Annotated in this window: 21 protein-coding genes, 1 tRNA gene and 2 pseudogenes; 15 read left to right on the forward strand and 9 right to left on the reverse strand. The window is 67.0% G+C overall.

The features are described 5' to 3' along the window. Positions 1-54: 54 nt before the first annotated feature. Genes BACI71_RS01595 through BACI71_RS01605 form a run of 3 tightly spaced genes read right to left on the reverse strand, consistent with a single transcriptional unit; the run spans position 55 to position 3109 of the window. On the reverse strand, positions 55-1449 hold the full coding sequence (locus BACI71_RS01595) for a hypothetical protein (RefSeq protein ID WP_159754148.1): 1395 nt from the start codon (positions 1447-1449) through the stop codon (positions 55-57). Continuing rightward, a complete protein-coding gene (locus BACI71_RS01600) occupies positions 1446-2513 on the reverse strand; it encodes a hypothetical protein (RefSeq protein ID WP_159754151.1) in 1068 nt (355 codons plus the stop codon). Before BACI71_RS01600 ends, BACI71_RS01595 begins: the two co-directional genes overlap by 4 nt. Continuing rightward, positions 2513-3109, reverse strand: a complete 597-nt coding sequence (locus tag BACI71_RS01605; RefSeq protein WP_159754154.1) for a hypothetical protein — start codon at positions 3107-3109, stop codon at positions 2513-2515. Before BACI71_RS01605 ends, BACI71_RS01600 begins: the two co-directional genes overlap by 1 nt. A gap of 543 nt (positions 3110-3652) precedes the next feature. Here BACI71_RS01605 and BACI71_RS18180 point away from each other — a divergent pair. From BACI71_RS18180 to BACI71_RS17800, 3 genes and pseudogenes are all read left to right on the forward strand, one after another. Next, entirely contained in the window at positions 3653-3844 is a 192-nt protein-coding gene (locus BACI71_RS18180) for a transcriptional regulator domain-containing protein (RefSeq protein ID WP_443018444.1), read from the forward strand. A gap of 229 nt (positions 3845-4073) precedes the next feature. After that, complete coding sequence (locus BACI71_RS01610) at positions 4074-4409, forward strand: DUF2285 domain-containing protein (protein ID WP_236553048.1); 336 nt, start codon at positions 4074-4076, stop codon at positions 4407-4409. Between the two features lie 97 nt (positions 4410-4506). Further along, positions 4507-4734, forward strand: a pseudogene (locus BACI71_RS17800) (helix-turn-helix transcriptional regulator); the annotation flags it as partial. Here BACI71_RS17800 and BACI71_RS01615 read toward each other — a convergent pair. Then, a pseudogene (locus BACI71_RS01615) lies at positions 4681-4917 on the reverse strand (MFS transporter); the annotation flags it as partial. The pseudogenes BACI71_RS17800 and BACI71_RS01615 sit on opposite strands and share 54 nt — an antisense overlap. A gap of 267 nt (positions 4918-5184) precedes the next feature. Beyond that, a tRNA-Thr gene (locus tag BACI71_RS01620) sits at positions 5185-5259 on the reverse strand. 87 nt (positions 5260-5346) lie between these two features. Between BACI71_RS01620 and BACI71_RS18015 the strand changes: the two genes are divergently transcribed. Further along, positions 5347-5481, forward strand: coding sequence for a hypothetical protein (locus BACI71_RS18015; protein ID WP_268894052.1), 135 nt, complete (start codon positions 5347-5349; stop codon positions 5479-5481). A gap of 10 nt (positions 5482-5491) precedes the next feature. On the opposite strand, the gene BACI71_RS01625 is transcribed toward BACI71_RS18015, so the two are convergent. Then, positions 5492-7291 carry an aminopeptidase P family protein gene (locus BACI71_RS01625; RefSeq protein WP_159754160.1) on the reverse strand — a complete coding sequence of 600 codons (1800 nt, stop codon included), beginning with the start codon at positions 7289-7291 and terminating at the stop codon, positions 5492-5494. A 462-nt stretch (positions 7292-7753) separates the two neighbouring features. Between BACI71_RS01625 and BACI71_RS01630 the strand changes: the two genes are divergently transcribed. The 9 genes from BACI71_RS01630 to BACI71_RS01665 all read left to right on the forward strand — a co-directional run bounded on the left by BACI71_RS01630 (position 7754) and on the right by BACI71_RS01665 (position 14513). Beyond that, positions 7754-8323 (forward strand): HNH endonuclease, encoded by a 570-nt coding sequence (locus tag BACI71_RS01630; protein ID WP_159754163.1) that lies wholly within the window; start codon positions 7754-7756, stop codon positions 8321-8323. Positions 8324-8339: 16 nt separating this feature from the next. Beyond that, positions 8340-8768 (forward strand): hypothetical protein, encoded by a 429-nt coding sequence (locus tag BACI71_RS01635; RefSeq protein WP_236553049.1) that lies wholly within the window; start codon positions 8340-8342, stop codon positions 8766-8768. Between the two features lie 72 nt (positions 8769-8840). Then, positions 8841-11513, forward strand: coding sequence for a phosphoenolpyruvate carboxylase (gene ppc / locus BACI71_RS01640; RefSeq protein ID WP_159754169.1), 2673 nt, complete (start codon positions 8841-8843; stop codon positions 11511-11513). 3 nt (positions 11514-11516) lie between these two features. Continuing rightward, complete coding sequence (locus tag BACI71_RS01645) at positions 11517-12146, forward strand: LysE family translocator (RefSeq protein WP_159754172.1); 630 nt, start codon at positions 11517-11519, stop codon at positions 12144-12146. Positions 12147-12209: 63 nt separating this feature from the next. After that, positions 12210-13172 carry a glycoside hydrolase family 43 protein gene (locus BACI71_RS01650; RefSeq protein ID WP_159754175.1) on the forward strand — a complete coding sequence of 321 codons (963 nt, stop codon included), beginning with the start codon at positions 12210-12212 and terminating at the stop codon, positions 13170-13172. A 167-nt stretch (positions 13173-13339) separates the two neighbouring features. Then, entirely contained in the window at positions 13340-13465 is a 126-nt protein-coding gene (locus tag BACI71_RS18020) for a hypothetical protein (RefSeq protein WP_268894053.1), read from the forward strand. Then, positions 13462-13722, forward strand: a complete 261-nt coding sequence (locus tag BACI71_RS01655) for a hypothetical protein (protein ID WP_159754178.1) — start codon at positions 13462-13464, stop codon at positions 13720-13722. The genes BACI71_RS18020 and BACI71_RS01655 overlap by 4 nt, the downstream gene beginning before the upstream one ends. Then, positions 13703-14332, forward strand: a complete 630-nt coding sequence (locus BACI71_RS01660; RefSeq protein WP_159754181.1) for a hypothetical protein — start codon at positions 13703-13705, stop codon at positions 14330-14332. The genes BACI71_RS01655 and BACI71_RS01660 overlap by 20 nt, the downstream gene beginning before the upstream one ends. A gap of 10 nt (positions 14333-14342) precedes the next feature. Further along, positions 14343-14513, forward strand: coding sequence for a hypothetical protein (locus BACI71_RS01665; protein ID WP_159754184.1), 171 nt, complete (start codon positions 14343-14345; stop codon positions 14511-14513). 323 nt (positions 14514-14836) lie between these two features. Here BACI71_RS01665 and pepN read toward each other — a convergent pair whose 3' ends face one another. Then, entirely contained in the window at positions 14837-17434 is a 2598-nt protein-coding gene (gene pepN, locus BACI71_RS01670; protein WP_159754187.1) for an aminopeptidase N, read from the reverse strand. Between the two features lie 118 nt (positions 17435-17552). Between pepN and BACI71_RS01675 the strand changes: the two genes are divergently transcribed. Next, the gene (locus BACI71_RS01675; RefSeq protein WP_159754190.1) at positions 17553-19193 is read left to right on the forward strand and encodes a M28 family peptidase; all 1641 of its coding nucleotides are present in this window, start codon (positions 17553-17555) and stop codon (positions 19191-19193) included. Positions 19194-19252: 59 nt separating this feature from the next. After that, positions 19253-19843, forward strand: a complete 591-nt coding sequence (locus tag BACI71_RS01680) for a hypothetical protein (RefSeq protein WP_159754193.1) — start codon at positions 19253-19255, stop codon at positions 19841-19843. Positions 19844-19993: 150 nt separating this feature from the next. Here the strand turns inward: BACI71_RS01680 and BACI71_RS01685 are convergent, their stop codons facing one another. Further along, positions 19994-21295 carry a UDP-glucose dehydrogenase family protein gene (locus BACI71_RS01685; protein WP_159754196.1) on the reverse strand — a complete coding sequence of 434 codons (1302 nt, stop codon included), beginning with the start codon at positions 21293-21295 and terminating at the stop codon, positions 19994-19996. An 84-nt stretch (positions 21296-21379) separates the two neighbouring features. After that, complete coding sequence (locus BACI71_RS01690; protein ID WP_159754199.1) at positions 21380-21766, reverse strand: hypothetical protein; 387 nt, start codon at positions 21764-21766, stop codon at positions 21380-21382. Positions 21767-21832: the final 66 nt, after the last annotated feature.

Consider the following 21832-nt stretch of genomic DNA (forward strand, 5'->3'; position numbering starts at 1 on the left):
GATCAATTATTGCAGGTGGCTCGGCCATGCCCTCTCAGCTGAAACCGGCGGCGCCTATGTGCGACTGATCGCCAGTGCGAGTTCGCGCTGGTGGACACCGAGGACGGGCTGCTGAGCGGCTTGCGCGAGCAGTTCGCCCCCTTGCCTGTTGAGCGCTGCGTCCGCATGCCGGAGCATGGCGCGACCAAGAGCGTAACCAACCATAGCGCGAGATGGCAGTTCTGGGTCGCAAGCGAGGGATGCGAGGCGTCGCAGATCCCTGACTCCTGCAATCGGTAACCGATGATAGAGCGTGCGCGCCGCTTTGGAAGCGGTCAGGAGGCTGCGGGCCGTTGTGCCGTCGCTGCCGACGTTTCGCACCCGTACCTGTACATCCACTCGATTGGAGACGATGCGCTGCCTTGGCCGCGGCTCGAATTCGGCCCAAATCGTATGATAGCCAGCGCGTCGGAACGCATAGCCGCCTGCCTCGCCGAAGATGCTGATGTCCCGCCGAAAGGGCCTGCCGGGAGCAATGGTTCGCGACTTGGTTGGGCCGCAATAGCGCCGCGGCGACCGCAACTTGCGCCGCGCCCCATCTGGTTCCTCAATCCAGATTGCGAACTGGTCGTAGCCATGGTCGATGCAGTCGGGCACCCGAAATCGTCGTGCGACGCCGGGCGCCACCCTGAGTTCGACATCGAGATCAACGGGCTCGAACGCCCAGAACTCGCGCAGGCTCATTGCGATGTCGAGCTCGAGCCCGAACAGTGCTGCCCTCGCGGAAGGAGGGGGCAGGTTGACATTGGCGAAGTCGCCATTGTCCCCGAACGGGGCACCGCCGGGCCAGATGCTAGGGGATACCGAGCATTTCGACAGCGCGAACGCGTGCTGCGGAAGGAAATGATAGGCCCCGTTGCCATAGGGAGCGGCTGTCGCGCTCTGGGAAAGGAAGTGCGGCTGGGGCGTGAGGACATGCGGCAAGTTGAATAGATGGCCCACCTCGTGAATGGTGGTGAACAAGGCTTCCTGCTCGGCAAGCGGCTGCGTCTTGCGCAGGTTCGCGATTGCTGACGTGAAGATTGCGCAACCCTCGCGCGGCGATGCGGTGAATGCCGGGTTGCTGTTGGGATCATCACCCGGATCGAACCCGCGATCGAACATGACGCCCAAGGCCGCCGGGTAGGGCTGGTAGAAATCCGCGATCAGGACGGCGATGCGTAGCGACCGCTTGGGTGGCTTTGGGTTCTTTGTCAGGTCACGGGTCGCCATGTGGAGGTGATAGGGCCAAAACCCGCTCTGGTTGCCCGCAAGTGGAACAACCGCTTGGGCCAGGTTGAGGGCCAGACCGATATCCTGCTGCGACGCCTGCGAGAAAATCTGCTGCAGTACCCGGGCGCCACCTTGCACAAATGCCGGCACCCAAGCTTGGCTCGTCATCCGGGCAATCACGCATTCGAGTGCTATCACCGCGCCACCGTGAACTGAACCGGCTCCTTGGAAACGGGTTGGCCGCTCGGAAGCTCGATGGCAACGTTGAAGAGATAGGTGTCGGCCGGGATGCTCTGATCGAGATTAACAACGATCGTGGGCTTGTCGGCCTTTGGATCAGGTGACGCCGAGAGGACGAGCGACGACGCCAGATTATCATCGGATCCGACCCGCTTTAGCTCCAAGCTTCCTTGGACGAGGCGCTTCAGAGCCTGATTTGAGACGAGCACGAGCTGCACTGGCTTTCCTGCCTCAACGCGCACGATACCGCCGTTGGTTGGCGTGAGGAGCAGCGCCGCAGCAGCGGGCTCGGCAGGCTTGGCAGCAATCGAAGTGGGTAGGCTTCTTGGTCCTTCGAAAGCAACCAGCTTGACGCCCAGCTCGCCGTTCCGCGGGTCTACCGGCATCACTCGGAACATGACCGGTGCCGCCGCCTCGGGCGTCGCGGGCGCTGCGACGCCGGGAGCGTTGTAGGCAAGGTTCGCGCCGCTCGCGATCGCGGCGGCGCGCTTGAGCTTAGCTTCGGCCCCTTTGAGCGCCAGCTCGGCTTCGAGCTGCTTGTCCGTAGCTGCCTTCCTTTCAATCAACAGGTCGTACTTGGCCTTGGCGATATCGAGTTCGAGCTGAGCGTCAGCTACTGCCTTGGCCTGAGCCTCCACCTTGGTGGCGACCGCCTCATCATCCTTCTTCGCAGCGTCCGACTGCGCCTTGGCAAGATTGCCGGCGGACTCGATGGCAGCAGCCGCGACCGCGTCCGACTTCGCATCCAGCGATACCTGTTTGAGCAAACCGCGCTCATCGCGCTGCACGTCGAGCGTGTGGTTCGACACGAACGAGTGGGTGCGCAGCACATAGCTATTCTTTGGATCGGAAAAATATTCGACCGAGACGTTCATCGTCCCATTGGGCTGAGGGACAACATAGATCACGGGGATCGGCAGCGAATAGACGAGACCGTCATTGGCGCCGGTGTCGCGCTCGCTCTTGAGCGTCGTGACGCAGCCGGCGAGCAGCAGGCAGGCAATGGGAAGGAGGCGTTTCATCATTGTCCCTCCTTGCCCTCGGCCGGCTTAGCGTCGGCCGGTTTCGCGGCCGCAGCGCCGGCTTTGTCCGGAGCGGAGATCGTCACGTCAATCATGCGCGGCTGACCATTGCTGTCCACGCCCGGACCGCCAACCAGCCTGGCCCCGGTGTCGGTAAACACGATGCGGAAAAGCTGTGGAGGTGGAAGCTGACCATTGGGCGTGGCGCCTGCATCGTTCAGCGTGCCGGCGAGCAGACCGGTGGCCACCTTCTCCAGTGCACCGATTACCGCCTTGGGAACAACCGTTTCGTCGATCACGCTCTTCGCTTGGGTCAACATGCCGTTCTGAAATGTGAGCGTCGAATTGTTGGATGCGAGATAGGCGAACGGATCGATGCTACGCTTGCGCGTCAAGTCGGGTAGAATGACGATCTTGCTCTGAAGGCCGCCCTTTCCATCCGAATAAACCAGTAAAAAGGGCGCCGGCTCATAATAGCGGATGCCATCGGCTGCGTTATCAGCATCTACGCCATCGGCAGTAGCGGCAATCGGTCGAACCTGTGTTCCTGCACAAGCGCCGAGAAGCAAGATGATGCACAATAGTGCGTAGCGCATGGACACCCCCCAAAGGTCTGCGACTCGCTATAATCTGTCGACTGGAGGTAAGTGTCCCCTTATCTTTGGTCGAACGCAACGGATATTTCATCCAGATCACAGCCGCTTGATCGCGTTCGCCTTGCCCAAATATTGGGGGCATCGAGGCGCCAGAGGCTGCCCCAGCGCATTGCTTCTTATCCGAGGCCTTCTCTCCAAATATCGGAATTCGTTGGAGTTGTGGGCTGCGCTTGTTGCGGCACCGATTTCAGAAAATGCGGGTGGAATGGATGGCGTTTAGGAGAAGTCGAGAGCTTCGGCAGCTTGCATGCCGAGACTTGCTGATCTCGGATAGGGTTGGGAATGGCAGGAAAAGGCTAGGGCCGGCCATGCATAGCACCGGCTACACGGCTGCGAATGTCGCAATACCCGCCAAGCCCCATACGCAATTTCCTCCGTGATGATCTACGCTGGAGCAGCTAACCCTGTCCTTCATCGGGATCTACGACGCGCGCGCGCGATCGGCTGTCGTCACAACGACGCAGTCAGCCGAAAGCATTCAAGGTGGCGATACTTGTCGAACCCGAACCATCGCGTGCGGGAAAAAACCTGTTTGACCTAGCGGACTTCGCGCAGGAGCTACTCCGGCGAAATTCGTCGTACGTCAGTCAGTGGCGGAAGGTGGATAATCACCCCCGCGAGGCTGAAGGGGGTGTGCCCAAGCAATGGGGGCTGTACTTTCCTGGTTTCTCCTGACGCTGATCCCGGCAACTGCCCGGCACTCTGGCGGCCTGATCTGCTCGGCAGCGTCGTGCTCGCCTCGATACGCGAAATCCACGACATCTTGCCTACGCTTCCCGGGAGGACCTGCGTTGATCAGATTCTCCACGGTGGACGCTACATCATCCTCAACGATGTCGGAGGACGCCACCGAATTTGGCTCCAGTCCGACGCGGGCAGTCCAGACTTGACCTTCCACCTGCCGATGGATCGCAGTTTTGCCCTCCGCTCCGATGCAACGACGCGGTTTGCCCGGCGATGTCGGGGGCTGACGGCAGGTACCCGAAGCCCGAGCCTGCCGAGCGCATTTCAGCGTCATCGACTGACACTCATGATCCGGCTGGCCGATGCGGAAGCAACCGGCGCATCCTTGCGTGAACTCGCCCGGATCGTTTCGCCAGCCATGCCGGCCATGTCGGCTGCCGCGTGGAAAGCATCCTCAGAGCGTCGCCATATACAACGCCTCCGACGTGAGACAGCAGCGATGATCGCGGGGGGCTATCGCGCGCTGCTGATGGGGGGCGACAAAAAAGCCCGGTGAAATAAAGCCGCTCCGCCGACCTTTGTCATCTGCGCCACGTCACCCGGAAGCCGCCGGTCCTTGCCGACCACCGGTGATCAAACTCCGGAGGACGATCATGGCGCATCACGTGCACTTGCCGACGCGGCACTACGTCACGACGCCGGACGCGGCGGTGCATCTGGGACTGTCCCCGCGAACACTCGAGAAGCGCCGTTGCTTCGGCACCGGACCGGTGTTCCGCAAGCTGGGCGGGCGGATCGTCTACGCCATCGCAGGACACGATACAGCCCATCAGCGTCCGCTCGATCGACCGGTCAGCCAGCCGCCCGCCCAGCGTATTCCCCATCGTCAGCCCGGTGCCGTACAGCGCCAGCATGGCGGTGACGAAGCCGGTCGAGGCCTGCGTCTCCTCGCGCAAGATCGGAACGATATAGGTGAAGACGGTGAACATAGCGCCCGCCCCGACGACGGTCAGCGCCAGCGCGGCCAGCACCGGCCCGCGCGTGAGCACGCGCAGGCCGGTGCGGGAGGCGTTCAACCCGCAGGACCGCGAGCCGCTGCACGCGCTGTTCGTCGGCGGTTCGACAATGCCGGCGCGAGTGCGGGTGTTCGTCGACTCTCTGGTTGAGCGACTCGGAGGCGAAAATGCCCCGTGAGCGGCATCCGCGGGCGCCGGAAATCATGGCAGGACGAACTTTGCTGACAATGTGCTGACAATGGCCTGTTCTGACCCATTGTAAGCAGCCTCTTTCAAGGCCCGCTTCCGCCAACCGGCAGGGAAATCAGGAAAAAATGGTGCTGCCGGTGAGGATTGAACTCACGACCTCAGCCTTACCAAGGATGCGCTCTACCACTGAGCTACGGCAGCACTTCCCACGTCATCCGCGGGAGCGGGCCTAAGAGCCGAGACGGGCTCCGTTGTCAAGCGCGTTCGGTGGCGGTAGCGATATTTGCGATGAGCGACCAGGACGAACGCGCCGCGCGGCTGGCCGCGCAACTCAGGGCCAATCTGCGGCGGCGCAAGGCGCAGGCGCGGGAGCAGATACAGCCGCTTCCGGACGCGAACGGCGGGGAAAAGGAGCAGCCCTGAGCGCGTCAGGTCACGCCGGGAGCGGTGAACAGCGCGATTGAAGCCACTCGCGGTCGGATTCGTCGAGCAACGGGGACAATTCGCGCGCCACAATAGCATGGTAATCGTCGACCCAGTGCCGCTCCGACGCCGATAATAGCCCCGTGTCGATCAGATCGGGATCAAGCGGTGCCAGAGTCAGCGTTTCGAACGCCAGCATCTCCGCCTCGCCGCCCGCGATGGTGCGCGGCGTGACCAGCAGCAGGTTCTCGATGCGGATGCCGTAGGCGCCGGCCTTGTAATAGCCGGGCTCGTTGGAGAGGATCATGCCGGGGCGTAGCGGCTCGGACGGGCCGGCGCCGGGGTAGCCGGGCTTGGCGATCCGCGCCGGGCCTTCGTGGACCGACAGGAAGCTGCCGACGCCGTGGCCGGTGCCGTGCGCATAATCGAGCCCGGCCTGCCAAAGCGACCCGCGCGCGAGCGCGTCGAGCTGCGCGCCGGTGGTGCCGTGCGGGAAGACCGCGGTGGCGAGCGCGATATGCCCCTTGAGCACGCGCGTGTAGCGGTCGCGCATCTCGGGTGTCGGCGCGCCGATCGGCACGACGCGCGTCAGGTCGGTGGTGCCGTCGTCATACTGGCCGCCGGAGTCGATCAGGTAGAGCTGGCCGGGCTTGATCGCGCGGTTCGATTCCCCGGTGACCCGGTAGTGCGGGAGCGCGCCATTCGGGCCGGCGGCGCTGATCGTGTCGAACGACAGGTCGCGCAATGCGCCGGTTTCCTGGCGGAAGCGAAGGAGTTGCGCCGCCGCCGACAATTCGGTCTGCCCGCCACGCAGGCCGGCGTCGGCGATCCAGCGCAGGAAGCGCGTCACCGCCGCGCCATCGCGCAGCGAGGCGGCGCGGTGGCCGGCGATCTCGACCGGGTTCTTGCACGCGCGCGGGACGAGGGTGGGGTCGCGCCGTGCCAGCGTCGTGCCGCCGCCGGCCTCGACCGCGTCGAAGATCGCGGCGACGGTCAGCGCCGGGTCGATTGCGACCGTCTTGCCCGCGTAATTACCGAGGGCGCCGGCGAAATCGTCGCGATCGTGGAGCCGCACCGCATTGCCGAGATGCTCGCGCACCGCCGCGCCGACCTTTCCGGGGGCGACGAACAGATCGGCGGTGCCGTCGGCATGGACGATCGCATAGGAGAGCGCGACCGGTGTGTGCTCGACGTCGCTGCCGCGGACGTTGAACAGCCAGGCGATCGAATCGAGTGCGGCGACGACGAACGCGTCGGCCCGTTCCGCGGACAACCAGTCGGCAACCTCGGCGCGCTTGGTCGCGGAGGAGACGCCGGCCAGCGCCTCGGGCTGGACGATCACCGGCGCGGGCGAGGGGGCGGGGCGATCGTGCCAGACCGCGTCGACCGGGTTGGCGTCGACCGCGACCAGCGTCACATCCTTGTTCGCCAGCGCGTCGCGCCACTCGTCGATGGCGCCGCGCGGATGGAGCCACGGGTCGTAGCCGATCCGCGCGCCGGCGGGGGCATGATCGGCGAGCCAGCCGGCGATGCTGTCTTCGGGCACGCCGACATAGTCCCAGTCGGCGGCGTCGACCTGTTCGCGGACCTGGATCGTGTAGCGCCCGTCGGTGAAGATCGCGGCGCGGTCCGCCAGCACCACCGCGCTGCCCGCCGAGCCCGCGAAGCCGGTGAGCCATGCCAGCCGCTGTGCGTAGCTGCCGACATATTCGCTCATATGTTCGTCGGTCAGCGGGACGATGAAGCCGTCGAGGGCGGCGGCGGAAAGCCGTGCGCGCAGTGCGGTGAGGCGGTCGGTGTGGGACGTCATGCGGGGACAGGTGCCATAGCGGCGGGGCGCAGTCACGCCTGCGTCTCTTTTCATCTTTGCTGTGCAGGCGCTTGCGGAGACGGGAACGACGGCGGTGGAGCATCGTCGCCCTTGCGAAGGCAGGGGCCTATGTCTCTGTCGTGCCTCGGGCCATTTGACAAAGGGGTGTCGGCCCTTGTGTCAGATCCCTCGCGGCACGTGACAGACATGGGCCCCTGCCTTCGCAGGGGCGACGGCTTCTTCTTCGTCGTCCCGGACTTGATCCGGGACCCCGCTTCTTCGTGACGGTTGAGGAAGAAGCGGGACCCCGGCTCAAGGCCGGGGCGACGAGTGGGTCAGAGGCGATGAAAGCGCCTCAATCGCCTGACTCTTGAAGCGGCCCGCGCGTGCTGTCATCATGGCGTCACGCCGCAGCGCGAAAGCACGCGGTACGACCAAGCGAGGTAAGGGGGACGTCCTGACGTGTTCCATCCCGACCTGATGCGGCACCCGGACTCCTGTCCGACCCTGGTGCTCAATGCCGATTACACGCCGCTGTCCTATTATCCGCTCAGCATCTGGCCGTGGCAGACCGCGGTGAAGGCGGTGTTCCTGGAGCGCGTCGATATCGTCGCGCATTACGAGCGCGAGGTGCGCAGCCCCAATCTGACGATGCGGCTGCCATCGGTGATCGCGCTGCGGCAATTCGTGAAGCCGTCGCAATTTCCGGCGTTCACGCGCTTCAACCTGTTCCTGCGCGATACCTTCGCCTGCCAATATTGCGGCAGCCACGTCCGCGACCTGACGTTCGATCACGTCGTGCCGCGCGCGCAGGGCGGACGGACGACATGGGAGAATGTCGTCGCCGCCTGTGCGCCGTGCAATCTGAAGAAGGGCGGGCGGACGCCGAAACAGGCGGGGATGCCGCTGCCGATCGAGCCGATACGCCCGACAAGCTGGCAATTGCAGGAACATGGGCGTCGCTTTCCGCCGAATTATCTGCATGAGACGTGGCACGACTGGCTATACTGGGATGTGGAGCTGGACGCGTAAGGGAGATGTGACGGACATGCGGGTGATGGTGGTGGTTGCAGGCGCGCTGGCGCTTGCCGCATGTTCGAAGCCCAAGGAGCCCGACGCGCAGGAGCAGGCGGCGCTCGCCAATTTCGTGCCGCCGTTCGAAATGTCGCGGCTGGATTTCGGCGGGGTGGTGGAGCGGCGTTTCCGCCGGCTCGACGTCAACAACGATGACAAGCTGACCCGCAACGAAGTATCGCAACGGCTGCAGCCGCGCTTCGACGAGATCGACCGCAACAAGGATGGCGCGATTTCGAACGAGGAATGGAGCGCATGGATGATGGCCCGCTTCGACGCGCAGGATATCAACCACGATGCCACCGTCACCAGCGACGAACGCGAGCGGGCGCATGAGCAGCAGCAACTCGATCTGCCGACACCGGCGGAGGAGCCCGCGAACACGGTCGCGCCGCGCAACTAAATATCGCCAGACCGCGTGGCCGGGCAGCAAACAATCATTGACCCGGCCCGTGCGGCAGCGCAGCAAGACCGCATGAGCACGCTGCCCCCGATCACGAACAATCCCGATGTCCGCTATCTCGGCCGCGTGCTGGGCGATGTGATCCGCGCCTATGGCGGGGAGAAATTGTACGAGCGGACCGAGGCGATCCGCTCCGCCTCGGTCGAGCGGCATCGCGGCAATCATCAGGCGTCGGCGGACGCCGAGCTGGGCGCGCTCGATCTCGACGAGACACTCGATTTCGTGCGCGGGTTCATGCTGTTCTCGATGCTCGCCAATCTCGCCGAGGACCGGCAGGGGATCGCGGCGGAAGAGGGCGCGGACGTCGCGGCGGCGCTGGCGCGGCTAAAGGACGCCGGCGTCGGCGTGGATCGCGTCCGTTCCCTCCTCGAACAGGCGCTGGTCGCGCCGGTGCTGACCGCGCACCCGACCGAGGTGCGGCGCAAGAGCATGATCGACCACCGCAATCGCATCGCGCAATTGATGGCGCTGCGCGACCGCGGGGTGGAGACGACGCCGGACGGCGACCTGGTCGACGAGGCGATCGTGCGGCAGGTGGCGCTGCTGTGGCAGACGCGCGTGCTGCGACGCGAGCGGCTGTATGTGGTCGACGAGGTCGAGACCGCGCTCAGCTATCTGCGCGACGTGTTCCTGCCGGTGCTGCCGGCGCTCTACCAGCGCTGGGACCGTGCGCTGGGCGGGCGGGTGCCGTCGTTCCTGCGCCCCGGAAGCTGGATCGGTGGCGACCGCGACGGCAATCCGTTCGTCACTGCGGACTCGCTGCGCACCGCGCTGGCCAAGGCGGCGCAGGCGGTGCTGGGCTTCTACCTCGAGCAGCTCCACGCGATGGGCGCGGAGCTGTCGATCTCGGCGCATCATGCGACGGTCGACGCGGGCGTGCAGGCGCTGGCGGATGCGAGCGGCGATACCTCCGAGACACGCAGCGACGAGCCGTACCGCCGCGCGCTGTCGGGCATCTATGCGCGCACCGCGGCGACCTATGCGAAGCTGACCGGGCAGCCGGCGCCGCGGCCGGGGCGGCTGAAGGGCGAGCCCTATCCCGATCCCAGGGCGTTGCGCGCCGATCTGATCGCGATCGCCCGTCCCTTGTCGGAGGGCGGCGACGGATTGCTGGGCAGCGGCGGGGCGATCGGGCGGCTGATCCGCGCGGTCGACGTGTTCGGCTTCCACCTCGCGACGCTTGACCTGCGGCAGAACAGCGCGGTGCACGAGCGGGTGGTCGCGGAGATGCTCAAGGTCGCGGGCGTGTGCGACGATTATGCCGCGCTCGACGAGGATGCGCGCGTCATGCTGCTGCGGCAGGAGCTGGCGACGCCGCGCCCGCTGACGACGCGCTTCGCGGACTATTCGGAAGAAACCGCGGGCGAGCTGGCGATCGTGCAGGCCGCCGCGGACGCGCACGCCACCTACGGCGCGGCGGCGATCCGGCAATATATCGTGTCGATGACAAAATCGGTGTCCGACCTGCTCGAAGTGCATCTGCTGCTCAAGGAGGTCGGGCTGTACCGCCCCGGGCCGCCCGCGAGCGCGGCGGTGATGGCGGTGCCGCTGTTCGAGACGATCGAGGATCTGGAGGCGGCGCCGGCGATCATGAGCGAGTGGTTCGCGATCCCCGAGGTGCGCGCGATCGCGACGGCGCGCGGGCATCAGGAAGTGATGATCGGCTATTCCGACAGCAACAAGGACGGCGGCTATCTGACCTCGACCTGGCAATTGTCGAAGGCGTCGACCGCGTTGAAGCCGGTGTTCGACAAGGTCGGCGTCGGAATGCAGCTGTTCCACGGGCGCGGCGGCGCGGTCGGGCGCGGTGGCGGCAGCAGCTTCGCGGCGATCCGTGCGCAGCCGCCGGGGACGGTGCAGGGCCGCATCCGCATCACGGAACAGGGCGAGGTGATCGCGGGCAAATATGGCACGCGCGAGAGTGCGGCGACCAATCTGGAGGCGATGGCCTCCGCAACGCTGATCGCCAGCCTTGAGCCCGAGGCGCTGTCGAACGGCGACAACGCGACGTTCGCGGGCGCGATGGACCGGCTGTCGGGCGAGGCGTTCCGTGCGTATCGCGGGCTGGTCTATGAGACCGAGGGGTTCCGCACCTTCTTCCGCCAGATGACGCCGATCGCCGAGATCGCCGGGCTGAAGATCGGCAGCCGTCCGGCGAGCCGCAAGCAATCCGACGCGATCGAGGATCTGCGCGCGATCCCGTGGGTGTTCAGCTGGGCGCAGGCGCGCGTCATGCTGCCGGGCTGGTACGGCGTCGGGCAGGCGATCGCGGCGTTCGAGGATCGCGCGCTGCTGCGCGACATGGCGCAGGGCTGGCCGCTGTTCGCGGCGACGCTGGCGAACATGGAGATGGTGCTCGCCAAGTCCGACATGGGGCTGGCGGAGCGGTACGCCGGACTGGTCGAGGACAAGGCGTTGCGCGACCATGTGTTCGGGCGGATCCGCGACGGCTGGCAACAGACGCATGACGGGTTGCTGGACGTGACGGGGCAGGCGCATCTGCTGGAGAAGCATCCGGCGCTGGATGCGTCGATCCGGCTGCGGCTGCCGTATATCGAGCCGCTCAACCTGTTGCAGATCGAGCTGATGAAGCGGCATCGCGCCGGCGAGGAAGACGAGCGCGTGCGGCAGGGCATCCTGCTGTCGATCAACGCGATCGCGACCGCATTGCGCAATTCGGGGTAAGTTATGGACTGGCATGCGTGGCTGGTGTTCGCGGGCGCATCGGTGGTGATGGCGATCATCCCGGGGCCGGGGGTGGCGAGCATCATCGGCTTCGCGTTCAGTTCGGGACGGCGCACCGCGCTCGCCTCGGTCGCCGGGATGGCGGTCGGCAACATGATCGCGATGACGGTGTCGCTGGCGGATGCGGGGGCGGTGCTGGCGTCGTCGGCGCTGGCGTTCACGGTCCTCAAGTGGATCGGCGCGGCGTATCTGATCGCGATCGGGACGCTGGCGATCGTGCGCAGCGGCGCGGCGGCGGGCGCGGACGACGTGCCGCGGCGCGCGGTCAGCCCGCGCGCGGCGTTCGCGACCAATGTCGCGGTCGGTACCTTTCACCCGAAGACGATCCTGTTCTTCGTCGCCTTCGCATCGCAGTTCATCCGCCCTGACGCGCCGTTCGTGCCGCAGGCGGCGGTGCTGATCGCGACCTTCACGCTGATCGCGGGGGTAAGCGACAGTCTGTACGCGCTGGCCGGATCGCGCGCGTCGGGGTGGCTGCGGCATTCGCGCGCCCGGGTGTGGACGCAGCGGGCGGGCGGCGGCGCGGTGCTGGGCGCGGGGCTCGCGATGGCGGCGATGCGCGGCCCGCGCTGACCGGTTGCGGTCGGCAGCGATCTGTCGCATCAGTGCATCAATAATAAGATTATAGGTGCGCTGATGCTGTTCGATCGCCGCGTGATCCTTGGAGCCCTTGCCAGCGCGCCGTTCGCCCCGCCCGCATTGGCGGCGAAAAGTGACGACCCGTTGCTGTTCGCCTATTTCGGAACCGGCTCGGACGAGGCGACCGGGCTGCGCTTCGCTACCAGCGACGATGGGCTGGTGTTCCGCAACCTCGGCGGCGGGGTGAGCTATCTGCGTCCCGAGGTCGGCGAGGCGAAGCTGATGCGCGACCCGTTCCTGTTCCGCGATGCCAAGCACGACGGGCTGTGGCATATGGTGTGGACCACCGCGTGGGAGGGGGTGACGATCGGGCACGCCACCAGCCGCGACCTGCGCCACTGGTCGCCGCAGCGCGCCTTGCCGGTGATGGCCGCGGTGCCGGGCACGCGCAATTGCTGGGCACCCGAGGTGATCTGGGACGCGACGGCGCGACACTATGTCGTGTTCTGGTCGAGCACGGTGAAGGGGCGCTTCCCCGAAACCGAGGGCACGTCGGAGACCGGCTACAACCACCGGCTGTGGTATGTGACGACGCGCGACTTCGCGACGTTCAGCGAGGCCAAGGTGCTGTACGATCCCGGCTTCAGCGTGATCGACGGGACGTTCGCGCGAGCGCCGGACGGCGCGCTGCACCTGATCGTCAAGGACGAGACGCTGCACCCGCCACGCAAGCATCTGCGCAGCGTCGCCGCGGCGTCGCCGACCGGGCCGTTCGGGACGCCGTCCGCGCCGTTCACCAAGTCATGGGTGGAGGGACCGATGACCGCGACGGTGCGCGGCGAGACGCTGTGTTACTGGGACATCTATCTGGAAGGCCGCTGGGGCGCGGCGGCAACGCGCGACTTCGTGACGTGGCGCGATGTGACGGCCGGGCTGTCGATGCCAAAGGGCGCGCGGCACGGATCGCTGGTGCGGGTGCCGCGTCGGCTCGTCGACGGACTGGCGGCGGGGCCGGTCTGACCGGGGCGCGATTAGGTCAAGCTGCCGATCCGTGTTAAGCCCCGCCATCGTCGGTAATTCGCCCACAAGCACCGACGGCTGAGAGACGCCCGCGCTCCCGCTTGTCACACGGGAGCCCGCGCATGGACCTCAATTACCTTTTTCATCGGCAACAAGTGTCGATGATGATGTCGGCCGCAGCCCGCGGTGCCGAGGCGCGACTGGCGCATGCGCAGCTCGCCAGCCGCTACGCGACCCAGATCGCCACGACGCAGGCGCGCATGGGCGCCGACCGGCTGTTCGTTGCCGCATGAGTGACGAACAGCCGCGCGCGACGCGCACCTTCCGCGCCGCGCGCGTCCGCTACGACCCCGAGCGTGCCGAGCGACAGAGCAAGGTGACGCGGCTGGCGATCGAGCAGTTGGGGGCGTCCGCGGCGCTGCCGTTCCTCAACGCCGATCATGAGGGGTTGGGCGCGACCCCGCTCCACCTCGCCGGCGACAGCGTCGAGTCGTGCGCGCGGGTCGAGGCGGTGATCCGTGCACTCGGTCATGGCGCGGAGGTGGCGTGATGCCACGCTGGCGCCGCTGGCTGCGCGACTGGGGACGTCGGCGGCGGGCGCGGCGCGCATGGCGGTAAGCGCGGCGGCGCGCGATCAGGCGGCAGTGACGCTGGCGCGCGCGACCGCATTCCTGCGCACGCAGATCGGTCGGCCGTGGCTCGACCAATGCTGGGACGAGAATGACCGGGTCGTGCGCTCGCGCGTGATCGGCAACTGGATCGGGGAGCTGGATCGCTTGCTCCACGTCCTGCTCGACGCCGCGGCGGATCATGCCGGACGGCCGGTGCGGGCACATCAACGCAACACGGGCAGCAAGCTGGTGACGTTTTGCGCCGAAGCGTCGTGGGGTGTCGAGCGACTGGACGGGATGGCGCGCGCCCGTGCGACGTTCCGCTACACGCAAGGTGCGGCGCGGCGCGCCGACGTGCGCGGCGGCAGCCATATGACAGTCGGCTGGTCGGGCCCCGGCGGAACATTACGCCGCTTCACGCTGGGTGAACGGATACACATGGGCAGTGAAGCGTTACTAGAGGTCTGCGACCTGTACGACGAACTGGCGGCGCAGGTTGTGCGCGTACCGCCTGAGCAACCCAAAGGGGCCGGTCATCAAAGAATATGAACGCTTCGAATTGATCGCCGCGCAACACCGCCGCGATGGACAGGAAACCACGCTGGATAACGTTCGCGAACGCTGCCAGCGCTCAGAGGATGCGTGGATGAAAATGGCCGCGCAGTCGCGCCGTACCGAGCAGCGGCGCGTTGAACGCGACGCCAAGGTGGAACTGGCCGCGGCCCTTTAAGCTGATACGTCGGCCGGCAAACGACTGGCGTCATTGCGAGCGTAGCGAAGTAATCCAGGGTGTCCTGATCCGGCCCTAGATTGCTTCGCTACGCTCGCAATGACGTGCTTATGAAGCGCGGGCCTTCGAAGGAAAATTGATCAGACGGAGGCGCGGAGCACGCGGAGACCCTCTAAGTGATCTGCGATGCTCTTCGTCATCCAGCCGCGAGATGAGGGCGCGCGTCCGCGTGAATATCGACTACCCATGCGCTTGGCTTCCACGTCGATCGGCCCCGACGGGAAGAAGCGTGGCCCCGGATCAAGTCCGGGGCGACGCGGTGTTCAGCCCTCCAGACTCTTCGACGCCAGTTCGAACAGGTCCTTGCTGATCCCCGGCGTCGCGACGATCCGCTCGAGTTCGGCGCGCATCGCCGCCGAGCGGACCGGATCGAAACGCCGCCAGCGGCCGAGCGGCGGGAGCAAGCGCGCCGAGGTCTGCGGGTTGAGCTTGTCGAGCGCCAGCAATTGCTCGGTCAGCCAGCGATAGCCGGCACCGCCCTCGGCATGAAACGCCCGTTGGTTGACCGCGAACGCTCCGACCAGCGCACGCGCGCGATTGGGGTTGGCGAGCGTGAAGTCGGGATGCTGCGCCAGTTCGGCGACCAGCGCGGGCGTGTCGTCGCGCGGCGACAGCGCCTGCGTCTGGAACCACTTGTCGAGCACCAGCGGATTATCGGCGTAGCGGGTGTAGAAATGATCGAGCGCGCGCTCGCGCTCGGGCGAGTGGCCGCTTGCCAGCACCGACAGCGCGCCCTGACGGTCGGTCATATTGTCGGCCGCCTCGAACTGCGCCCATGCCAGTGTCGCGGCATCGCTTGCGCCGGACGCGGCGAGGTAGCCGAGCGCGACGCTGCGCAGGCGGCGGATGCCCTTGTCTCCGGGCGTATAGGCATAAGCGCGGCGCAGCGCGGGATCGATGGCGGCGCGCCACCGCGCCTCCAGCTCGCAACCGAGCGTGGTGCGCAGCGCCTCGCGCGCGCGGAAGATCGCGTCGGGATCGACGACGCTCAGCTGGTCGCCGATGAAGTTTTCCGACGGCAGCAGCACCGCCTCGGCGACGAACGCGCGGTCGAGCGTCGGGTCGTCGAGCGTGTCGGCGACCGCATCGACCACCGCGCGAGGATCAGCCTCGCCCTCGACCGCGGCGGCGATCAAGGTGTCGAGCATCAATTGCTGCATCGCCTCGTAGCGCGCGAAGGAATCGTCGTCGTGGCGCGCGAGGAAGGCGAGGTCGGCGGCGCTGCGGTCGCTTTCGACGATCACCGGCGCGGAGAAGCCGCGGTTGAGCGAGACGATCGGGCGTTCGGTGACGGTCTCGAACGTCACGCTGGCGCTCGCGTCGGAGAGGATCACCAGTTGCTCGTCGCCGAGCGGCTGGCCGGTGTCGCCGCCGAACAGCCGGATGCGCAAGGGGAGCACCTGCGGGTGCTTGACCGGCTGGCCGGGCGTCTCGGGCACCTTCTGCGCGAGGTTGAGCGTCGCGCGGCCGCTGCCGGGTTCGTGCACGAGCGAGGCGGAGACGCGCGGGGTGCCGGCCTGGCTGTACCAGAGGCGGAATTGCGTGAGGTCGATGTCGCCGGCCTCTTCCATGCAGGCGACGAAATCCTCGCAGGTCGCGGCGGTGCCGTCGAAGCGGTCGAAATAGAGATCGCAGGCGGCGCGGAAGCGCCGGGCCCCCAGCATCGTCGCCATCATACGGATCAGCTCCGCGCCCTTGTTATAGATGGTGGCGGTGTAGAAGTTGCTGATCTCGATATAGCTTTCCGGGCGGACCGGGTGCGCGAGCGGGCCCGAATCCTCCGGGAACTGCGCGGCACGCAGGCCGCGCACGTCCTCGATCCGCTTGACCGCCGCCGAGCCCTGATCGGCGGAGAAACCCTGATCGCGGTAGACGGTGAAGCCTTCCTTGAGGCTCAACTGGAACCAGTCGCGGCAGGTGATGCGATTGCCCGACCAGTTGTGGAAATATTCGTGCGCGACCACGGCGGCGATCGCGTCGTAATCGTAATCGGTAGCGGTGTCGGGATCGGCGAGGATGTAGCGGCTGTTGAAGATGTTCAGCCCCTTGTTCTCCATCGCGCCAAAGTTGAAATCGTCGACCGCGACGATGTTGAAGACGTCGAGGTCGTATTCGCGCCCGTAGACGCGCTCGTCCCACGCCATCGACAGCTTGAGCGCGTCGAGCGCATGGTCGGTCCTGGGCAGGTCGCCGGTGCGCACCCAGATGCCGAGCTGCACCTCACGGCCCGAGCGGGTGGTGAAGGTGCCGCGGTTGACCGCGAGATCGCCCGCCACCAGCGCGAAGAGGTAGGATGGCTTGGGCCACGGATCGTGCCACTCCGCCCAGTGCGTGCCGTCGGCATTGTCGCCCTGTGCGACCGGGTCACCATTGGCGAGCAGCACCGGGAAGCGCGCCTTGTCGGCGGTCATCTTTACCCGGTAGGTCGCGAGCACGTCGGGGCGGTCCGGGAACCAGGTGATGCGGCGGAATCCCTCTGCCTCGCATTGCGTGCAGAGATTGCCGCCCGAGGCATAGAGCCCCATCAATTGCGTGTTGCGATCGGGGGCGATCTCGACCTCGGTCTCGACGACGTGCGCGTCGCCGGAAAGCGGGACGACGAGCTGCTCGCCCTCGATCCGCCAGTCGTTGATCGCCTGCCCGTCGACCGTCACCGACAACGGCACCTGCCCGGCGCCATCGAGGCGCAGCGGGGTGTCGTGATCGCCATTGCGGCTCACATCGAGCCGGGCGCGGACGCGCGTCGCGACCGGGTCCAGCGCGAAGTCGAGCGCGACCTGCGGCACCAGCCACGCGGGCGGGGTATAATCGCTGCGGCGCGTGGCGGCGGGCGTGACGGGGGTGGTACGGGCATCGGCCATGGCGCGGACTATGACGAAAACGCGAGCCGGGTTCCATCCGAAAGCCGCGCGATCGTCTCGACGGCAACCATCGTCGCTTCTAAGGTCAGCGATCCTTCCTCTTCCACCGGGCGTGTCCATGTTTCGTTCGTTCGCTTTCCTGCCCTTGCTCGCGCTTTCCGCCACCGCTGTTGCCGAGACGACGCCCGCCGCGCGCAACGCCGCGCTCAACGCGCCGCTGCCCGCCGATCAGGCCGCGATGAAGGCGCATGTGATGTTCCTGGCGTCGGACGCGATGAAGGGGCGCGACGTCGGCTCGCCCGAGTTCGACATCGCCGCGCAATATGTCGCCGCGCAATTCTATGCCGCGGGGCTCAAGCCGATGGGCGACGAGGGCGGCTATCTGCAGAAGGTGCCGCTGACCGGGTACAAGATCGCGGGTGAGGGGAGCGCGTCGTGGACGGGGGCAGGCGGGGCGGCGGTGTCGCTGGCGTTCGGCAAGGATTTCACCCCGGCCGCGAACCCGGCGGCAAAGGCGACCGCGCTCACCGCGCCGGTGGTGTTCGTCGGCTATGGACTGGAAGCGCCGCAATATGGGCTGGACGATTATGCGGGCGTCGACGTGCGCGGCAAGATCGTCGCCTATGTCGGCGGCGCGCCGGCGGGGCTGCCGAGCGAGGTGTCGGCAACCTTCGGCAGCGCGGCGGCGCGGCAGAGCGCGGCGGCGAAGCATGGCGCGGTCGGGGTGATCGCGATCGCCGATCTGCGCAAGGCCGGGCGCGGCGCACCGTCGTTCGCTTCGGTGACGAAGGGCTATGCCGCCGAGCGGATCACCTGGGCGCGCGCCGACGGCACCGGGAGCGCCAGCGGCGCGCCGTTGCTGGGGACGCTGTCGCCGGCCGGCGCGGCGAAGGTGTTCGGGCGCGCCTGGCCGGCGCTCGCCAGGGGGGCGGCGCGCAAGACGTTGAAGGTGCGGCCGACGACCGCCGCGGGGACGCTGTCGATCGCTAGCGCCACCAATTTTCGCGCGATTCCGAGCAGCAACGTCGTGGGGATGATCCCCGGCAGCGACCCGGCGCTGGGCAAGGAGACGGTGGTGCTGTCCGCGCATCTCGATCACGTCGGGGTCGGCGCGGCGGTGAACGGCGACACGATCTATAACGGCGCGCTCGACGACGGCATTGGGATCGCGAGCCTGATCGAGGCGGCCAAGCGCTTCAAGACCGCCACCGCGCCGAAGCGCAGCATCATCTTCCTCGCGGTGACCGCCGAGGAGAAGGGCCTGGTTGGCAGCGATTATTTTGCGAACCATCCCACCGTGCCGATCGGCGACATCGTCGCGGACGTGAACCTCGACATGCCGATCCTGACCTACCGGTTCGAGGATATGGTGGCGTTCGGCGGTGATCGTTCGACGCTGGGGCCGATCATCGCGCGCGCGGTGGCGGGGATCGGCGTCGGCCTGTCGCCTGACCCGATGCCCGAGCAGGCGATCTTCGTCCGCTCCGACCATTATCGCTTCGTGCAGAAGGGCGTGCCCTCGGTGTTCCTGTGGCCGGGGGAGAAGGGGCCGGGCAAGGCGGCGATCGAGACGTTCATGAGCAATTGCTACCACAAGCCGTGCGACGACCTGACGCAGCCGATCCTGTGGGATCAGGGGGTGCGCTTCGTCGACGCCAATTACCGGATCGCGCGTGAGATCGCCGATGCACCGCAGCGGCCGGTGTGGAACAAGGGCGACTATTTCGGGCTGCTGTTCGACGGGCCGATGGCGCCCTGAAGCGCGCTTGCCAAGCGGCGCGTTGCGGCCGATGAAGGGTGCAGGTCTGGGGAGCGACAGTGACCGACGCGCGTGACATCATCCGCCGCACGACGATCGAGCTGGGGCCGCTGCGGATCACGCGCGAATATCGCTGCGCGCCGCCGGGGCCGCATTATCCGTTCTACGAGCCGGCGCGTGCGCGGTCGGGCGGCGGCTGGCGCGCGGCGGGGGTGCTGGGCGTCGTGCTGGCGGTGAGCGCGGGCGGGCTGTCGATGGCGGCGACCCATGCGCCGCCGGTGCGCGCGATGAAGTACGCGGTAAGCGTGCCGGTGCCGCAGCGGGTGATCGCGCCCCCGCCGCCGACGGTTGCGGCGCGGGCGGTGCGGCCGGTAGCGCCGGTCGCGGCGGCAACGCCCTCGGCGAAGCCGGTCGTGGCCGACGACCTGCCGCAGGATAGCGGCAGCCGCGCGACGGCGATCGCGGCGGCGCTGCGCAGCGGCGAGGTGCAGGAATGGTATGAGTCGGCCGGGCAGGTGCACGGCTTCGTCGTCGCGGGCGAAGCGGAGGCGGACGGGGCGCGGACGTGCCGGGCACTGTCGGTGCTGACCCGCGCGCCGGGCGGGGCGGATCGGGTCGATCAGCGGCGCGCGTGTCTGCCGGCGGGGTAGGTCCACGGTTCGTCATTCCCGCGAAGGCGGGAATCAGGAACCTTGGACGGTTGCGTCTCTACTGACGGACCTCGGGAGAAGAAGCGGGGTCCCGGATCAGGTCCGGGGCGACGTACCTGGGGTGCGTCGCTCGCGCCCCGCTGTCTTCGATCAGCGACCGATGCTGGTGTAGCGGAAGCCCGCCGCCTTCACCTCGGCGGGGGTGTAGATGTTGCGCAGGTCGATCAGGATCGGTTCCTTGAGCAGCGACTTCACGCGCGGCAGGTCGAGTGCGCGGAACTCGTCCCATTCGGTGACGATCGCCAGCGCGTCGGCGCCCTCGATCGCCTGATACGGGCCGTCGCAATATTCGACATTGTCGAGCACCAGCTTGGCCTGCTCGGTACCCTCGGGATCGAACGCCTTCACCTTGGCGCCGGCGTCCTGCAACGCCTGGATCACAGCGATCGCGGGCGAGTCGCGCATGTCGTCGGTGTTCGGCTTGAAGGTCAGCCCCAGCACCGCGATCGTCTTGCCGCGCACGTCGTCGCCCATCGCATGGACGATCTTGCGGCCCATCGCGCGCTTGCGGTTGTCGTTGACCGCGACGACCGCCTCGACGATCCGTTGCGGCGCGTCATAATCCTGGCTGGTCTTGAGCAGCGCCAGCGTGTCCTTGGGAAAGCACGACCCGCCATAGCCCGGGCCAGCGTGCAGGAACTTCGACCCGATGCGGTTGTCGAGCCCAATCCCGCGGCTGACGTCCTTCACGTCGGCGCCGACCTTCTCGCACAGGTCCGCAATCTCGTTGATGAAGGTGATCTTGGTCGCGAGGAACGCATTGCCGGCATATTTGATCAGCTCGGCGGTGCGGCGCGCGGTGACGAGGATCGGCGCGGCGTTGAGGTACAGCGGGCGATAGACCTGCCGCATCACCTCGGTCGCGCGATCATCGCCCGAGCCGATCACGATCCGGTCGGGACGTTTGAAATCGTCGATCGCCGCGCCTTCGCGCAGGAATTCCGGATTCGAGACAACGCCGAACTCGGCGTTCGGCGCGGCCTCGCGGATGATCCGTTCGACCTCGTCGCCGGTGCCGACCGGCACGGTCGACTTGGTGACGATCACGGTATAGCCGGTCAGCGCCTCGCCGATTTCCTTGGCGGCGGCGAAGACGTACGACAGATCGGCGTGGCCGTCGCCGCGGCGCGTCGGCGTGCCGACGCCGATGAACACCGCGTCCGCCCCCGCGACCGCTTCCTTGAGGTCGGTAGTGAACTTCAGCCGGCCCGCCGCGACATTGCGCGCGACGAGGTCTTCGAGGCCCGGCTCGTAGATCGGCATCTTGCCGGCGAGCAGCCGGTCAATCTTGCCCTTGTCCTTGTCGACGCAAATCACGTCATGGCCGAAGTCGGCGAAGCATGTGCCTGAAACCAGGCCGACATAGCCCGAACCGATCATGGTAATGCGCAAGACGGTCGCTCCCTTGAATGAACCGCCCCCGGGCGGCATCCCAGCCTTGCCCGCTAGCGACTCGACCGCCTGTCTGGCAAGCGTTCAGGTGGTTGCAATTGGCACACCTCCACTTGCCGCCACCGGAATCGCGGTGGTTCGCACCGTCGCCGCGACGGTCTTTCGCCAGCGATGGCGCCGCCACGCATTGATCGCGGTGATCCCGGCGGGCCACATCAGCGTCAGCACGACATCGGAGATCGTGTCGGACCACGACCATTGCGGGCTGGCGGCGAGCCAGTCCATCAGCTCGTTACCCAGTTCGGCGGCGAACACGACCTGCAGCGCGACGACGCCGCCGCGCCGCTGGCGCACCACCATCAACGTCGCAAGATAGATCGCCATGCCGACATGGACGTGCAGCAGCGCCGCCGAACCGGCGAGCGCGACGATCTGGTCGATCAGCGACTTGTAAAGGTACACGATTTCCATCGCGCCGCTTTGCCAAACATAGGTTGAGGAAGCATAACCGGACATGCGCCGTCCGGAACCGCGGGC

Origin of the sequence: Sphingomonas sp. 8AM (genome assembly GCF_902506455.1) — a bacterium.
Taxonomy (GTDB): domain Bacteria; phylum Pseudomonadota; class Alphaproteobacteria; order Sphingomonadales; family Sphingomonadaceae; genus Sphingomonas.

Bases quoted from the DNA above. Each gene is read 5' to 3' on its own strand.
- BACI71_RS01600 (WP_159754151.1), bottom strand. From the start codon at position 2,513: ATGAAACGCCTCCTTCCCATTGCCTGCCTGCTGCTCGCCGGCTGCGTC.
- BACI71_RS01605 (WP_159754154.1), bottom strand. From the start codon at position 3,109: ATGCGCTACGCACTATTGTGCATCATCTTGCTTCTCGGCGCTTGTGCA.
- BACI71_RS01610 (WP_236553048.1), top strand. From the start codon at position 4,074: ATGGATCGCAGTTTTGCCCTCCGCTCCGATGCAACGACGCGGTTTGCC.
- BACI71_RS18015 (WP_268894052.1), top strand. From the start codon at position 5,347: ATGAGCGACCAGGACGAACGCGCCGCGCGGCTGGCCGCGCAACTCAGG.
- BACI71_RS01625 (WP_159754160.1), bottom strand. From the start codon at position 7,291: ATGACGTCCCACACCGACCGCCTCACCGCACTGCGCGCACGGCTTTCC.
- BACI71_RS01635 (WP_236553049.1), top strand. From the start codon at position 8,340: ATGCGGGTGATGGTGGTGGTTGCAGGCGCGCTGGCGCTTGCCGCATGT.
- ppc (WP_159754169.1), top strand. From the start codon at position 8,841: ATGAGCACGCTGCCCCCGATCACGAACAATCCCGATGTCCGCTATCTC.
- BACI71_RS01645 (WP_159754172.1), top strand. From the start codon at position 11,517: ATGGACTGGCATGCGTGGCTGGTGTTCGCGGGCGCATCGGTGGTGATG.
- BACI71_RS01650 (WP_159754175.1), top strand. From the start codon at position 12,210: ATGCTGTTCGATCGCCGCGTGATCCTTGGAGCCCTTGCCAGCGCGCCG.
- BACI71_RS18020 (WP_268894053.1), top strand. From the start codon at position 13,340: ATGTCGGCCGCAGCCCGCGGTGCCGAGGCGCGACTGGCGCATGCGCAG.
- BACI71_RS01655 (WP_159754178.1), top strand. From the start codon at position 13,462: ATGAGTGACGAACAGCCGCGCGCGACGCGCACCTTCCGCGCCGCGCGC.
- BACI71_RS01660 (WP_159754181.1), top strand. From the start codon at position 13,703: ATGGCGCGGAGGTGGCGTGATGCCACGCTGGCGCCGCTGGCTGCGCGA.
- pepN (WP_159754187.1), bottom strand. From the start codon at position 17,434: ATGGCCGATGCCCGTACCACCCCCGTCACGCCCGCCGCCACGCGCCGC.
- BACI71_RS01675 (WP_159754190.1), top strand. From the start codon at position 17,553: ATGTTTCGTTCGTTCGCTTTCCTGCCCTTGCTCGCGCTTTCCGCCACC.
- BACI71_RS01690 (WP_159754199.1), bottom strand. From the start codon at position 21,766: ATGGAAATCGTGTACCTTTACAAGTCGCTGATCGACCAGATCGTCGCG.